This window comes from Bradyrhizobium sp. PMVTL-01 (assembly GCF_051861855.1).
In the GTDB taxonomy this organism is placed as follows: Bacteria; Pseudomonadota; Alphaproteobacteria; order Rhizobiales; family Xanthobacteraceae; genus Bradyrhizobium.
Genome location: NZ_CP193983.1, coordinates 691,589 through 707,453 on the forward strand (window position 1 = coordinate 691,589; position 15,865 = coordinate 707,453).

Genomic DNA, 15,865 nt, shown 5'->3' on the forward strand with positions numbered 1-15,865 from the left:
AACAGCGCGCAAGCACGCCGGCTCTCTTCGGCCGCAGCGCAAGGACCGACGATGGTTATTGCTGTGCAGATTCGAGTTGCACTGGAGCCGACCGACGCGCCGCTGGTGCCGGTTTGCGGGCCGAGGCCGCTGCAGCGCGTGGCGCGGCCGCTGTGGTCGGATGGTTGCCCGCCTGAAAGGTTACATTCCCGGCAGCGTTGTCAGGCGCCTTATTATCAGGCGTGCTCGTGACAAGACGCGCCATTCGCTCCTGGCTTGCCTTCAACTCGTCGGCAACCTTGGCACTGCCGAGAGAGAGCTGCTGCTGGCTTGCCTTCAATTCCTCCTGGCTCGCCTTGAGCTGCTCGATCCCTTGCTGCACGCTTGTCAAATCGCTTGCCATCTTCTGGAGCAATTCGGTCAGCTCCGGAGGGAGCGTGGTCACCCCCGGCGCAGCACCCGCCGCTACGGCCTCAGCGACGGGTGCAGGTTGCAGCGATGCCGGTTGCGCCTGGGTCGACTGAATAGCCGCCGGGCTTGATTGCGTGGCAAGCACAGGCTCCGCTTGCGATGGCGATGGGGTGGCATCACGCTGCGGCTCGGCGATCATTTGCCTGGTCCTCTCGCCATGAGATGATTGCGAGACAAACGCTGCGGCGCAGATGCCCGCCCACAGCACCAGGCCGATCAGGCCTCGTACTGCTGGCCGGCGACGCGGCCGGCTGCGCACATCAACGCGCTCCAGCCTGGAAAGCTGCTCACTGGCGCGGGCAATCTGTTCATCCACGCTTCTGATCTTTGCCAAGGTATGCGCGAGCTCTTCGTCCATTCGCGCGGGCAGCGCATGATGCGGCTCTTCTTCTGTCGGGTTTGACACGAACTTCATTGGCGCTCCTACCCCAATGTCGCCCCGGACGGGGGCCGTCGCATCAGCTTAGCTGATCATCGCCAACGCGGTTTGTCCAAAGCAAGACGGTATCATGGAGACTGTGGGGCGGGGCGGTAAGCGGCGCTACGGCGCGGCGGCAATCCGCATCTACCTTGATCTATTTCTTCGCCCTCAGCCCGAGCTCGACCAACTGGATGCCCAACCTGAGGGCGCAGCTCCATCAGTTGGCGCTGAAGCATTCCAACTTGGAACATCTCGAACTTCCAGTTTATTCGCCTAAAGTCAAAAACAGGACCATTGGCGCGGCCACCAATGTTCCGGTTAAGAGCTTTCCATCATTTAGAGGACACTAATGACAGAAGGTGGCTGCGATCCGCGCCTGGCGCGTGGGGCGGCTCGGAAGCGGCGACCGATGATGGAATCGACCAGATGGCTGTGTGGGAGGGAAAAATGGTTGACCGCTAAACGGAGGCAGTCCTGACGGTTATTGCGGTATGTCTCATTGTGATCGCCGTGCGCGAAGTTGTGCCTATCCGGGCCAATGCACAGGGATACAGGAGCGGACCGGTACACGTCGCTATAACTGGATTTAGATGCGACTACGACAGCAGCCTACAGATCGCCAAAACTATGACGACCTCGCCCGGCGAGCCAAGTTGATCCGCACCCTCGCGCACCGGTGAGGGCCGGAAGCGCGCGCAGGCCAAAGGCGTCAAGTTCGGCCGCAAGCCGAAGCTGTCGGAATACCAGCGGCAGGAAGCGCTCAAGCGCCGTGCCGCCGGCGAGACCCTCGTCCCCCATCTGCCTCAAGGCAGCACGTTACCATACGTGTGACCGCGATGCCCGGAACACCCATCATTCAGGACCGCCCCGGCCGGGCCGGCATTCGGTGCGACTGCCATCCATGTCTTCGGATTAACAGAGTTACAATCTCATACCTTCACCCCTACATGTAAAGGAGAAAAAAGGAATATCATCGCGCCAGCCGTCGAACTGCGCGGATATCCATGATGGCCGGGAGCGATCTGCTCCACGCAAGGGCCGAAGACAGAAGCGCAAGACCAACCACTGCAAATCTGAACGAGGGCAACTGGATGATCTGGGATAGAGAGCTTAGCGAGGACGTTGTCGTACGAGCCTAACGCGGCCGAGACCTCTCATCTTGCTTCGCCTGATCGACAGGGAAGGCGGCGAAGATATCGGCGAGAGGCAGGTCGCACAGGGCCTCCACGAAGAGAAACTGTCCTTGCGGGTTGACCTCGAGGAACACGGGCTCATCGTCGTCGGTCAACTTCACGTCGAAGATCCCCATGACCAAACCGAGCTCGTGGAGGGTGTCGCGCAACCTTTGTTCGAGGTGCCTCTCGAGCGGGTAAGGACTGAAGGGCACATTGAGATCAAACCGCCAGTCGAGTGCCTCGGCCTCGATGAGCGCACCATCGCAGCGCGACGGAGATGCGCAGGTGGCGCGTGCCTGGGATGCACTCCTGGTAGATCGAGGCCGTCAGGGCCAGGGCTTCCTCGTTGTCGAGCAGCTCCTGGCTGACGACTGCTGTCGACGCCAGTTCGACGCCACGCGGCGTCGCGACGGGCTTGATGATCGCCCCCGGATGCGCCGCACAAAAGCGGCGAATGTGCACTGGATCTTGACTGACGAGCGTGGCTGGGATCCGGAGACCGGCGCGCTTTGCGGCATGTAGCTGCACCAGCTTGTTCTCCGCCAAGCGGGTGGCAAGAGGATGACTGACCCAGTGCCCTTGAAAGGCGTTCAGGAGTATGCCCTCGAGGACTCTCTCAGTGCCACGAAAGATAGGCAGCTCATAGGCAGCGTCAGTGTGCTCGGGCAGCAACTGTTTCACGGTCGTGCGCCGGTACAGACTGCGCCCAGTCGGTAGAGCAGTAGTGCGACGGTCTTTCCATTGGCCTGTAGACGCCGCTGGCCGGAGCGGCGCAGGCCTTGATCATGTTAGAAACCGGCCGCGCAGGGCGCGCGCTGATCCTGCCGGAGTGATCCACCACGAATTCGCATTCATCTTCGCTGGATGACCACATGGCTCGCCCGGCTCTAATGGTGATCTTGATGTTCGCTTCGATCCTTGCTCTATCCACTGCCGTTGCGTCATCCGCGCCTGGCCTGTGGAGCCCGGCGGAGGACGATCGCCAAGTGCAGATCTCCGATGGCGCATCGAACGACCAGACCACGATGGCCATCGGCGCTGTGCGTGTCGTGCCCGCCGTTGACAGCAGCTGTCGACTAGGTGTCTCCTTGGCAACCTCTCAATCGACGATCGATTGGCTTTCGGTCGAGGGCGGGAACTGTTCCATAAGCGGGCGTGATCCCAAGGATCCCGGTCCCTCCAGAGCCAGTACGAGAAGGACCACGGACCGCGGCTGTACTTGATATGTTGCCTGCGTTACGACAGGTGCATTCTCCCAAGGGCAGATGTCATCGGGTGCTTCAAGGGCGGTATCTATCCAGCGTCGCCATCCCTGCTCGGCGCATACCGGTGGCAACTCGAACGTTAGCGGCTCCCAATAGGCATTGAGCATTCCGTGGAGCAGAAGGCGGTAGCGCAAGCTTCGCAGGGAAAATGCGATGGAGTGCGAGTGGTCGCTCCAATCCGGGTGTTTGAGTGCCACTCCGTGCCACTCTATCGACGCTCGGCGAAGCAGTTGATTGAGGCTGGGCGCCGTCATTTCGGCCACCACGTCACGGCGTTGGCGAAATCTGTTGAGCGCTTTGACGAATCGGTGGATGTCGCCATGCCGCTCCAGGAGGCTCCAGTCGAACCAGCTGATATCAGAGTCCTGGCAGTAGGCGTTATTGTTGCCCCTCTGGGTTCGGCGCACCTCGTCGCCCATGAGCAGCATCGGCGTGCCGGCCGATAACAGCTCCAGTGCGAAGAAGTTTTTGACCTGCCGGTTGCGCAGCGCCTCGACCGTTGGATCCTCGGTGGGCTCCTCCGCGCCGCAGTTCCAGCTCAGATTGTCGTCGCATCCGTCGCGGTCATTCTCACCATTGGCTTCGTTGTGCTTTCGGTCGTACGAGACGAGATCGTTGAGGGTGAAGCCGTCATGGCAGGTCACGAAATTGATGCTTTGCTCGGCCTCGCGCTCCTTGTGACCGTAAATGTCGGGGCTACCCAGGATCCGTGCGGCCACGCGCGATACTGAGCCGTTGTCGCCTTTCAGGAAACGTCGCACATCGTCGCGGAACCGGCCGTTCCACTCCTGCCACCGGTCTCCGATGAAGCTCCCGACCTGATAGAGGCCGGCCGCATCCCACGCCTCAGCAATAAGCTTGGTATCGGCCAGCAATGGATCCGACTCGATGTCCCAGAGAACGGGCGGGTTCGGCAGCAAGCGGCCCTCCTCGTCGCGCGAGAGGATCGAGGCCAGATCGAACCGGAATCCGTCCACATGCATATGGGACACCCAGTAGCGCAGGCTGTCCTGGATCAGCCGGCGCACGATCGACTGGTTGGCATTCAGCGTATTGCCGCAACCGGTGTAGTCGGCGTACCGAGACTTGTCCCTCTCGAGGATGTAATAGGTGTCGTTCGCCAGACCGCGATAGCACAGCGTTGGTCCTATCCGGCCACCTTCCGTTGTGTGATTGAACACAACATCCAGGATGACTTCGAGGCCCGCGCGGTGGAACGCCTTGACCATGTCCCTAAATTCGTCGAGGACGGCGAGCGAACTCTCCTGTGAGCTGTACGCCTGATGCGGTGCGAAGAAAGAGACGGGCGCATAGCCCCAGTAGTTCGTCTTGCCCGGCGGGCAGTCCTGCGCGTCGAACTGGAACACCGGCAGCAGTTCCACTGCGGTGACGCCCAGATCTTTGAGGTAGGGGATCTTTTCGATGACTCCAGCGTAGGTGCCGCGCTTCTCGGTCGCTACGCCTGAGCTGGGATGACGAGTAAATCCGCCCACATGGAGCTCGTAAATCACGGTCTCGACAAAAGGCCGCGCGAGCGGCAAATCACCTTGCCAATCGTACCGATTCGGGTCGGCTACGACGCTTTTCATCGCTACGGCAAGATTGTTGCCGGGACGCGCCGCAGCCGCGCGGTCGTATGCCTTGGGCACGGCAACGGCAAGCCCGTAAGGATCGAGCAGCACTTTCTCGGGGTCAAACCAAAGACCGCGGTCGGGATCGAGGGGCCCATGAGCCCGATAAGCATACACTTGGCCCGGCTGAAGATCCGGGACAAAGACATGCCAGTAATGATACGTGCGATGCTTATTGGCGCCGAGAGGGATTACTCGCGCGGCTTGCTTAGCATTCTCGTCGTCGAACAGGAGCAACTCGAGCAAAACCGCATGCTTCGAGAACACGCTGAAATTGACCCCATCCGGCAGGACCATCGCGCCGAGAGGAGCGCTCACACCCGATCTGATAACGCGGGTGCTCAGGGTCCGCATCATGTCCATCTTTCGTCAGGAACGATCGGTCTGACCTTCCAGATGTCGCGGCAATATTCCCGGATCGAACGGTCGGACGAGAAACGACCGGCTCGCGCACTGTTGAGAATGGACATGCGCGTCCAAGCATTCTGATCGGAATAGGCGTGACTGACGCGCTGCTGGCAATCCACATAAGCTTGATAGTCTGCCAGCAGCATATAGTCGTCGCGGGTCAGCAGCGAATCGACGAGCGGGTGGAAGAGCTCGCGATCACCGTTTGAAAAGAAGCCGGAACTGATGAGGTCGATCGCCTCGCGCAGCTCCGGATTTGATTCGTAGATTCTGCGCGGCGTGTAACCCTCAGCCTTCAGTCGTTCGACCTCCTCAGCCGTCAGGCCAAACGAGAAGAAATTCTCATGCCCAACCGCGTCGCGGATCTCGATATTGGCGCCGTCCAACGTTCCGATTGTCAATGCGCCGTTCATGGCGAATTTCATATTGCCTGTGCCGGACGCCTCCTTGCCTGTCGTGGAGATCTGTTCCGACAGATCTGCGGCAGGATACACGCGATGGCTATTTTTGACGTTGAAGTCCGGCAGGAATACCACCTTGAGAATCTGAGATACGAGTGGGTCCTGATTGACGGTGCCCGCGACGGAGTTGATCAGCTTGATGATCAGTTTGGCCATGCGGTATCCGGGAGCGGCCTTGCCGCCGAAGATGACCGTTCGGGGAGGTCCCGCAGTGCTGGAGTCACGCCTGAGCCTGTTGTAGAGAGTGACCAAGTATAAGAGGTTCAGGTGTTGCCGCTTGTATTCGTGCAGTCGCTTCACCTGGATGTCGAAGAGCGAGTTAGGATCTACGAGTATGCCGGTTTGCTCCTTGATGAGGCCCGCGAGAACCCGCTTATTATCGCTCTTGACGACTTGCCAATCTTTCTGGAAGTCAGTGTCCACGACCAGCCGCTCCAGCTGCGGGAGCTCGTGCTCCAAATCCGCTACCCACCGGTCGCCGATATGACGGGTGATCAGCGCACTCAATTTCGGATTGCTCAGCGCGATCCAGCGCCGCGGCGTCACTCCGTTGGTCACGTTGAGGAATTTCTCCGGCGACACGCGGTGGAAGTCGTGGAGGACCGTCCGCTTCAAGAGTTCGGTATGGAGGAGGGCGACTCCATTGATCGCATGACTCCCCACGCTCGCAAGGTGCGCCATGCGGATATGTTTATCTCCCGCTTCATCAATCAGCGAAAGCCGCCGGAGCAGCTGATCGTCGTTAGGATAACGCACCCGGAGATCGTCCAGGAAGCGGCGATTGATCTCATAGATAATCTCCAGATGGCGCGGTAACAGCTTGGCAAGCAACGGCAGCGGCCATCGCTCCAGCGCTTCGGCGAGTAGCGTGTGGTTAGTATAGGCGCAGGTCTGCTGCGTGATGGCCCAGGCCCGACCCCACTCCATCGCGTGCTCGTCCACGAGGATTCGCAGCAACTCCGCGACAGCAATGGAGGGATGCGTGTCATTCAACTGCGCGGCCCAGTACGAATGGAGCTCGTTGAGCGGCTTGCCGCGCAGCAGCAGCAATCGGATCATGTCCTGCAGCGAGCAGGACACGAAGAAGTACTGCTGTGCCAGCCGCAGCTGCTTGCCTGCTTCAGGCTCGTCGTTGGGATAAAGCACCTTGGAGATCGTTTCCGATATGACCTTCTCGTCCACGGCCCGATAGTAGTCGCCGACGTTGAATGCTTCGAAATCGAAGGATTCAGTGGCTTCGGCCTTCCACAGGCGCAACAGGTTCGTGGTGGGCACTCGGTAGCCCGGGATGGGGGTGTCGTAGGCGATGCCCTTGACCACCTTCTCGGGAAGCCAGCGCACGCGATATCGACCGGCCTCGTCGTGGTACGGCTCCGTGCGCCCTCCGAACTTCACTTCGAACGCGATTTCCGAACGCACGATCTCCCAAGGGTTGCCGAAGCGCAACCACTTATCCGTGACCTCGACCTGCCAGCCGTCCCGAATCACCTGATCGAAAATTCCGAACTCGTAGCGGATGCCGTAGCCGATCGCAGGAACGTTCAGGGTCGCCAGCGAGTCCATGTAGCACGCCGCCAGGCGGCCGAGACCGCCATTGCCTAACCCAGGCTCCTCCTCCTCCTCAAGGAGGCCCGACAGATCTTGCCCCACTCGCGACAGCGCCTCCTCTACGGCCTGCCAAATCCCGAGATTGATGAGGCCGTTGCCGAGATGCGGTCCTGTCAAGAACTCCGCCGAAAGATAGGCAACAACCTTGGCGTCCGTATTCGCTTCGGCGATCGATCCCACGGTGGCTACGTAGCGCTCCATCATGCGGTCGCGAACGGTGTAGGCGAGGGCCATGTACCAGTCGTTGCGCGTCGCGTCGCGTGGCAGTTTTCCCTGAAGGCAGTGCAGGTTTTCTATCAGGGCCGTGGCGATTGCATCCGCTCCAAGTCCGGTGCGAACGTTCGTGGAAGCGATCAAGCTGATTGCATTGGCTGGCGAATCATTCGCGATTGCAGGCCCCATGCGTCCTCCTCCTCAAGTGTTTGGTCATCGGAAGGTCATGCAACAGATCGTGGAAGGTTCGCCATGTGAGTTTGCCGAGTAGTCGCGCTGGCGCGCTGTCCAGCCGGCAAACAGGCATGGCGGCATAGGCGAAGCGACCTTGCCCAAGCGCCCACGTCGACGCTGCCCTCGGCGCGTGGGGATTTGCGCTTTCATCTGCAGAGCGGCTGCGCCAACACTCGATCGTCATTCGGGATCCGGTCCCCACCTCCCGCTGACTGTCCGCACAGCCAGCGGATTGTCTCGGGTCAGCTCAACTTCTTCGGTTTCATGGCGGATCACGAGGCGCTCGCCCTCACGCAACGCGTACTCCACCTTCTCCACACCGATTTCCACTTCCAGCAGTTGGCCGCGGTAGGTCACTGGAAAGCGAAGGACGGCATTGTCCTCGGGCGGACGGCGTGGCCAGAACGACAACGTGCCGTCGTCGTCGCGCATACCGCCGAACCCATAGGTAAGCATCATCCAGGTGCCGCCCATGGACGCGATATGACAGCCGTCCTTCACATTGCCCCCTACGTCCGCCAGGTCCATGAGCAGTGCCGCCATCCCGTAACGAAACGCCTTATCAAGATCGCCGACTTGTGCGGCGACGATCGCCTCGACGCATGAGGACAACGATGAGTCGCCGGTCGTCAATGAGTCATAGAAATCAAAATTGCGCTTCTTCTTCTCTGGAGAAAAAACGTCGCCCAACAAGAACATGGCCAAGATGACGTCCGCCTGCTTGATCACTTGCTTCCGGTAAATATTCAGAGGATGGTAAAATAGCAGTAGCGGATAATGGTCGGCTGGTGTCTTCCGGAAATCCCATGGCTCCTTGTCCAGAAAGTTGTCGTCCTCCGGAACAATCTTAAGCTTTTCATCATACGGCACATACATGTTCTCCGCCGCGTGCATCCATGCATTCGCCTCGGAGGGCTCTAAGGCCGTCTTTTGTACAAGGGCGTTGTATGCATTCGGTTCTGTCGCTCGCAGGGATTCGACAACCTCGGTTGCGAGCCGAAGGTTTTCGCGGGCCATCAAGTTCGTATATGCATTATTATTTACGACGGCGTTGTATTCATTGGGGCCAGTGACGCCGTTGATGCAGAACTGTCCTCCTTTTGCATCCGAGTAGAACCCCAGGTCCAGCCACAGGCGCGCCGTTTCCACGAGCATCTCGGCACCGAAGTCTCGCAGGAACTCTTCGTCGCCCGTCGCCTGCACATACTTGCGGAGCGCGTACATGATGTCCGCATTGATGTGGTACTGCGCGGTTCCGGCGGCGTAGTATGCCGATGCTTCTTCGCCGTTTATGGTGCGCCAGGGGAACATGGCTCCTCGATGGTCCATTTCCTTAGCGCGGGCTCGTGCTTGCGGCAGCATCTTGTAGCGAAAGGCCAAGAGATTCCTGGCGATCCGCGGGGAAGTGTAGGTCAGAAACGGCAGCAGGTAGATCTCGGTGTCCCAAAAGTAGTGCCCTTCGTAGGCTTGTCCGGTGAGGCCTTTCGCCGGTACGCCTGTGTCTTCCGCCCGCGCCGAGGCCTGCAGAATGTGAAAAAGGTTGAAGCGGATCGCTTGTTGGATCTCCACGGTGCTGCGCTTTGTTCGGTCCTCCCTGATATCCTTGATCCGCACATCGCTCCGGCGCCAAAAATCGTCCATGTATTGCTCTTGAGAGGCGAGCAGCTGCCGGAAGCCCTGGGTCACTACGCGATCCAATGTCCATTCAGCACGGCCGCAGAGCTCTTCGGCCGAAACCGTCTGCGAGGTGTGATAGACGAGGTATTTGGTCAGTTGGAGTGGACAGCCGGGCTGCGCGTCGATGGTGAACGCGACTTGACCGAAGTCAGCGGTGTGGACAACCCTGCAGGAATGCGGGCAAGAGCTCTCCAGCGCAGTGTCAGTCGCACATGTCAGCGTGAAGCGGCTGCTTTCGGTCGCATGGCACAGCACGATGCGGCGGTCTTTGGAGTAGCTCGCTCGCGGATGGAGTACCCGGCCCCGATGGGCTCTCGCCAATCGCGGGTCGCCCCCGCTGCCGCCCGCGCTTGTTTCATCATTAGTCGCCATCTCCGACGAGATCACGACAAAGGCTTGCGCGTTGAGGAGTGTCACACAATAGGAGATGGCGGCCACGTGCCGGTTAGCGAACGAGACCAAACGTCGGGATGTGATCGACACCTGTTTGCCGGCGGGAGTCTCCCAAAGGATCTCCCGGTCCAGCGTCCCGGACTTCATGTTGAGCCGCCGGTCGTATTTCAACAAATGCGCATTGGGCAACCAGAAGGGCTCGTCATCCACGAAGAGCTTGATGATCTTGCTATCGGTCACGTTGCAGATTGTCTGGGCAGTTTTGGCGAAACCGTAAGCCTCTTCGCCATAGACGATCGGGCGTGTTTCGTAGAACCCATTGATGAAGGTGCCATTCTCGGCGTTGGGCCCGCCTTCTTCCGGGCACCCGCGCATGCCGAGATATCCGTTGCCGAGCGCCGACATCGTTTCCAACTGGGCCAGGAATTCAGGGTGAAATGCTTTTTCGATGACGTTCCACTCATCGGCCGGATAATCATGGGATGGCGGCCTGAGGCGCTCATGGTGCAGCATCGGGCTATTCCTCCCACGTCAGCGCGAGGCGTTGCTCACTCGACCAGTTCGCCCAAGTCCTCGACCACCAGATGCGCGCCATGACGCTTCAGCTCCTCCGCATTCCCCTTGCGTGCCACGCCGATCACAAGCCCGAACTTCCCATTGAAGCCGGCCTCAACTCCGGAAATGGCATCCTCAATGACCACCGTCCGCATCGGGACAGAACCGAGCAGCTTTGCCGCTATCAAGAATGTATCCGGGGCCGGTTTTCCGGCAAGTCGCTGTGCTTGGATCACATTTCCGTCGACCCGCACCTTGAACAGGTCGTCTAACTTGGCCGCCCGCAGGACGGCATCGCAGCTTTGGCTGGAGGTGACGACGGCAATTTTGAACCCATCCCGGCGAAGTTGATGAATGAATTGCACGGTGCCGGCGTAGGGCTGAACGCCCACCTCCGCGATGGCGCGGTTCACCAGCTCGTTCTTGCGATTCCCGAGTCCATGCACGGTTTCGACTTCTGCAGGGTCGTCAGGGTTTCCCTCAGGGAGTTGGATACCGCGTGATCTCAAAAAGTCACGAACGCCGTCGAAACGGGGCTCTCCATCCACGTAGAGCCGGTAGTCCGTGGTGATATCAAAGGGGCGGAATGCCTCCCCGTTTTGTTCCGCACGCTTCCGAAGGTATTCGTCAAACATCTGCTTCCAACAGATCGCGTGGAGAGTGGCGGTGTTTGTTATTACACCATCGAGATCAAAAAGAACGGCGTCGTACCGTTCGCGGTTGACGCGCTTGCTCTCGGACCGCGGCATGAATCGCTCTCCTGTTACCCAGAACCCGAGTGCGCGACCGCCGTCCCTGCGATCTGGTCGTGGAGAGGTCCGTTCCAAATTCCTACAGCCGGTATTCTGCGGTAGTAGCCCAGCACACACAGAGTGCCCGTATTCAGCAGAAAGTGTTGACCGCCGGCCGAAGGCAGACCGATCCAGCGCGCCACGAACACGCGCAGGACGTGGCCGTGCGCAAACAGTACGGTATCACCGTCGACCGCGCGCGACCGTGCGATCACTCGGTCCACCCGCGCACCCACGTGCTCCGGCGTCTCACCACCCGGGGCATCCATCTCGAAAGATCAACCAGCCCGGCGCCTTCTCCTCGATCTGCTTGGGCGTGAGTCCCTCGTACTCGCCATAGTTCCACTCGACGAGGTCGGGGTCGATGACGGCCTTATCGCCCAAGCCCGCCAGTTCGCAGGTCTCTTGTGCTCGCTGCAATGGGCTGCAGAGAATCAGCGCAAACGCCTCGGCCGCGAGCACCGGCCGCATCCGCTTCGCAAGCAGGCAGCCATTCTCGGTCAACGGAATGTCCGTCGTACCCGTGTGCCGGCCACTGCGGCTCCAGGCCGTCTCCCCGTGCCTGATTGCAAACACTTTCACGTTCTCCTCCCGCCCGCAGGGTCACACGTTATCAGCCGCTGTCGAATGAACCGCCGCGGAAGCCGCCTCCTGTCCCCACTTCCAGCCGGTGATCTCTGGCATATCGTCCCCGGATCGGGCGATGTACTCCTTGTGATCGATGAGCTTGTCTCGGATCGCCTGCTTGGCGTAAGCGGCCTGCGGTCCGAGCTTCGGCACGCGGTCGATCACATCGCTCACGAGGTGGAAGCGATCGAGATCGTTCAGCACGCACATGTCGAACGGCGTCGTGGTGGTGCCCTCTTCCTTGTAGCCGCGCACGTGAATATTCCGGTGGTTCGTGCGCCGGTAGGTCAGCCGGTGTATCAGCCACGGGTAGCCATGGAACGCAAAGATAATAGGCTTGTCGACGCTGAACAGCGCATCGAAATCGCGATCCGGCAGGCCGTGCGGGTGCTCGGTCGATGGCTGCAGCGTCATCAGATTGACGACATTAATGACGCGGACCTTCAGCCCGGGCGCGTGCCTTCGAAGGAGGTCGACGGCGGCCAGCGTCTCCAGCGTCGGCACATCGCCGCAGCACGCCATCACGACATCGGGCTCGTCCCCCTGGTCGTTGCTGGCCCACTGCCAGATGCCAAGGCCTGCCTCGCAGTGCTTGACCGCCTCGTCCATCGTCAACCATTGAGGAGCGGGCTGCTTGCCCGCGACGACGACGTTGACGTAGTTCCGGCTGCGCAGGCAATGGTCAGTGACCGAGAGCAAGCAGTTGGCATCCGGCGGCAGATAGACGCGGATGACTTCGGCTTTCTTGTTGACAACGTGGTCGATGAATCCCGGGTCCTGGTGGCTGAAGCCGTTGTGGTCCTGTCGCCAGACATGGCTCGACAAGAGATAGTTCAGCGAGCCGATCGGTCGCCGCCAGGGAATTTGGTTGCACACCTTGAGCCACTTGGCGTGCTGATTGAACATCGAACCGATGATGTGGATGAACGCCTCATAACAAGAGAAAAACCCGTGCCGGCCGGTCAGGAGATAGCCCTCGAGCCAACCCTGGCATTGATGCTCGCTGAGCATCTCCATGATCCGCCCGCCGGGGGCCAGGTGATCATCCCAGGGATGGGTTTCCGCGACCCAGGCACGATTAGTGACCTCAAGGACATCCTGCCAGCGATTCGAGTTATTCTCGTCGGGACTGAAAAGGCGGAAATTTCGTTGCTCCATGTTCAGCTTCATCACGTCGCGTAAGAATCGGCCCATCACCCGCGTGGACTCGCTCGTAACGGCGCCGGGTGCGGTCACCTCGACAGCGTAATCGCGGAAGTTCGGCAGCCGCAGTTCACGGAGAAGCAAGCCTCCATTGGTGTGCGGGTTGGCGCTCATACGGCGGGTGCCTTGAGGGGCGATGTCGGCCAACTCGGGTCGGAGGCGGCCACTATCATCGAAGAGCTCCGCAGGTCGGTAGCTCTTCATCCATTGCTCGAGAATGCGCACATGAGCCGCGTTCTCGTGCATCTCGCCCATCGGCACCTGGTGCGAGCGCCAGTAGTCCTCGGTGCGCTTGCCGTCGATTTCTTTCGGACACGTCCAGCCCTTGGGTGTGCGAAGCACGATCATGGGCCAGCGGGGGCGCTCGTCGAAACCCTTTCGACTTGCGTCCGATTTGATGCGCTGAATTTCGCCTATGACCCCGTCTAGAGTGGCAGCCATCAGCTCATGCATTTTTTCCGGTTCATGCCCCTCAACGAAATACGGCGTGTAGCCATAGCCGCGGAACAGGTGATCCAGCTCCTCATGGCTGATGCGGGCGAGAATGCAGGGATTGGCAATCTTGTACCCGTTCAGGTGGAGGATCGGCAAAACCACCCCGTCGGTCGCCGGGTCCAAGAATTTGTTGGAATGCCAGCTCGTTGACAGCGGTCCAGTCTCCGCTTCGCCGTCGCCGACCACGCAGGCAACCACCAAATCGGGGTTGTCGAAGGCCGCCCCGTAGGCATGCGAGAGCGAGTAGCCGAGTTCGCCGCCTTCGTGAATTGAACCGGGAGTCTCCGGAGCAACGTGGCTCGGAATGCCGCCAGGAAAGGAAAATTGCGTGAACAGGCGCTTCATGCCCTCTTCATCGGGAGAGATGTTCGGATAGACCTCGCTGTAAGTCCCCTCGAGGTAGGCGTTCGCGACCAGACCGGGTCCACCATGCCCGGGACCGGCGACGTAGATCATATTGAGGTCGTGCTTCTTGATAGCCCGGTTCAGATGAACGTAGATGAAGTTCAAGCCTGGCGTCGTTCCCCAGTGGCCGAGGAGCCGCGGCTTGATGTGCTCCTTGGTGAGCGATTGCTTCAGCAGCGGGTTATCATAGAGATAGATCTGGCCGATCGACAGGTAGTTGGCCGCCCGCCAGTACGCATCGACCAACGCCCGCTCTTTGTCAGATAGCGCGTTTGCCATCGTTGCCTCCTAATCCAGTGTCACTGAACTGTCGCTGTTCCTCGAAAGGCTGCGTTGGGAGACTGATTAGCTCTTCTTGGCGCGTCCTAGCTCTTCGCGTTCTTGTCGCTGAGCAGAGCGAGATGGAACGCGGTCAGAGCGGTGGTGACCCATGGACAGTTTGAAGTTGAGCGTGAGCCATGCCATGGTTTCCTCTACTGGCGCTAGCTAACCGTTCCGGCGAGCGCAATCTCGCTCGGCACTTCACCGCAACGCTTCGCCGCGACGGCGGACGCGAGATACCGCATCGGAATCGGCATCCTCACCCGAGACGGGCAAGACGGGCACGATACTGCCCGCGCCCTTTAAACGCTTAGACGCGCTTCGGCGATCGTCGTTGATATGGATCAAGACACCGCTTCCAATTTCATCATGCTTTGTCCGTCAGGACAATTCTGAAGTTAGGTGTAACCCTACGCAGAAATGGGCTTCGAACTCACGGAGATGGGCAAATGGCTACGCAAAGCAATATCCACTTCTTTACAAATTGGGCAAAGGAGCGCCTCGATGAAATGGAAGCCGCAGTGACATCGCTTGAAGGCAAACTCGCGGAGGTGAAGTCCAATGTCCGTGATAAGGCCGACAAGGTTCTGGCTGATTTGCGCAAGCAGCGCGATGACTTCCAGGACACCGTTAGGAAGCAATCGGATTTTAACGAAGCCACTTGGCTCCTCGCAAAAGCAAAGTTGGAGTTGGACTGGAAGTTGTTTGAGGCTGAGCTCAAGAAATATGTCGAAAGCTTCGGAGAAAAAGCCGAGCATCAGCAGGCGACATTCAAGGTTCAAGCCGACGCCCAATTGAAAGCATGGCGAGAAGCGGCCAACAAGCTCGGCATAGATGCCAAAAACTTCGCTGCTGAGCGCCGTGACGAAATCGACGCCGCGGTGGATCGTATGAACGCCGATGCCACCGAGGCGGAGAGAAAACTCCAAGGATTGAGCCGGGCGGGAAGCCAGTCATGGTCCGCACTTATGGCTGCCCTGGCGGAAACGCGCGCCGCCTTCGATCGCGCCAACCAAGCAGCGCTGGACGCATTCAAGCGAGCTGCTTGATTGAAGGAGTTGCTAGCCTGCTTCGAACTGATGGTACGCACTTCACGTTGATCTGAGATTCGTCATAGAGGCTTCGCGCTAGTTTGTGGCGTAGCAGTTCTCCGTTTTGTGCACTCCAAAGGCATGTCAGACAAACTAAGAAAACTGCGCATCTATACCGAGGGAGGCCCGTTGATTGCGCTAGCCATCGCGGTGGGGATGTTGTTCGGCATTGTTGGCTCCAGCTCCGCGCCGTTCTTCAACTTCGGCGGAGTTCAACAGCGGCCGCAGCCGTAACACGGTGGCGGCGGGTTTGGCGGCGGCTGGTTTGGCAACGACACGTTCGAGCCGTTTCAGCAGCACGCCCCCCAGCCTCGCGCTACATTCTTGTGCTCGTGACGCCATGGCAGACTGGCTCGCCTATGGACTTGAAGACGCCTATGCAGATCAGCCTGACATGGGCGTGACCCGCAGACATAAGACCGTCTCTGGCCTGATCAAATA

9 protein-coding genes and 2 pseudogenes are annotated in these 15,865 nt (G+C 59.6%); 2 read left to right on the forward strand and 9 right to left on the reverse strand.

Features of this window, described 5'->3' with window-relative positions; all coding sequences use genetic code 11:
- Positions 1-55 precede the first annotated feature (55 nt).
- The 9 genes and pseudogenes from ACRQ5Q_RS44180 to ACRQ5Q_RS44220 form a co-directional block, all read right to left on the reverse strand.
- Positions 56-865, reverse strand: a complete 810-nt coding sequence (locus tag ACRQ5Q_RS44180) for a hypothetical protein (protein WP_439400498.1) — start codon at positions 863-865, stop codon at positions 56-58.
- A 1,141-nt stretch (positions 866-2,006) separates the two neighbouring features.
- Entirely contained in the window at positions 2,007-2,213 is a 207-nt protein-coding gene (locus ACRQ5Q_RS44185) for a hypothetical protein (protein ID WP_439400499.1), read from the reverse strand.
- A 52-nt stretch (positions 2,214-2,265) separates the two neighbouring features.
- A complete protein-coding gene (locus ACRQ5Q_RS44190; protein WP_439400500.1) occupies positions 2,266-2,727 on the reverse strand; it encodes a hypothetical protein in 462 nt (153 codons plus the stop codon).
- A 418-nt stretch (positions 2,728-3,145) separates the two neighbouring features.
- The gene (gene glgX / locus ACRQ5Q_RS44195; RefSeq protein WP_439400501.1) at positions 3,146-5,299 is read right to left on the reverse strand and encodes a glycogen debranching protein GlgX; all 2,154 of its coding nucleotides are present in this window, start codon (positions 5,297-5,299) and stop codon (positions 3,146-3,148) included.
- A complete protein-coding gene (locus ACRQ5Q_RS44200) occupies positions 5,296-7,821 on the reverse strand; it encodes a glycogen/starch/alpha-glucan phosphorylase (protein WP_439400502.1) in 2,526 nt (841 codons plus the stop codon). Before ACRQ5Q_RS44200 ends, glgX begins: the two co-directional genes overlap by 4 nt.
- A 225-nt stretch (positions 7,822-8,046) precedes the next feature.
- Positions 8,047-10,449 (reverse strand): glycoside hydrolase family 65 protein, encoded by a 2,403-nt coding sequence (locus ACRQ5Q_RS44205; RefSeq protein ID WP_439400503.1) that lies wholly within the window; start codon positions 10,447-10,449, stop codon positions 8,047-8,049.
- Positions 10,450-10,484: 35 nt separating this feature from the next.
- Positions 10,485-11,240, reverse strand: coding sequence for an HAD family hydrolase (locus ACRQ5Q_RS44210; RefSeq protein WP_439400504.1), 756 nt, complete (start codon positions 11,238-11,240; stop codon positions 10,485-10,487).
- A 14-nt stretch (positions 11,241-11,254) separates the two neighbouring features.
- A pseudogene (locus ACRQ5Q_RS44215) lies at positions 11,255-11,864 on the reverse strand (histidine phosphatase family protein).
- A gap of 21 nt (positions 11,865-11,885) precedes the next feature.
- The gene (locus ACRQ5Q_RS44220) at positions 11,886-14,291 is read right to left on the reverse strand and encodes a phosphoketolase family protein (protein ID WP_439400505.1); all 2,406 of its coding nucleotides are present in this window, start codon (positions 14,289-14,291) and stop codon (positions 11,886-11,888) included.
- A 491-nt stretch (positions 14,292-14,782) separates the two neighbouring features.
- Here ACRQ5Q_RS44220 and ACRQ5Q_RS44225 point away from each other — a divergent pair, with 491 nt between their 5' ends.
- Both ACRQ5Q_RS44225 and ACRQ5Q_RS44230 read left to right on the forward strand, forming a co-directional pair.
- Positions 14,783-15,382 carry a hypothetical protein gene (locus ACRQ5Q_RS44225; RefSeq protein ID WP_439400506.1) on the forward strand — a complete coding sequence of 200 codons (600 nt, stop codon included), beginning with the start codon at positions 14,783-14,785 and terminating at the stop codon, positions 15,380-15,382.
- A 123-nt stretch (positions 15,383-15,505) separates the two neighbouring features.
- Positions 15,506-15,865 (forward strand): annotated as a pseudogene (locus tag ACRQ5Q_RS44230) (DUF459 domain-containing protein); the annotation flags it as partial.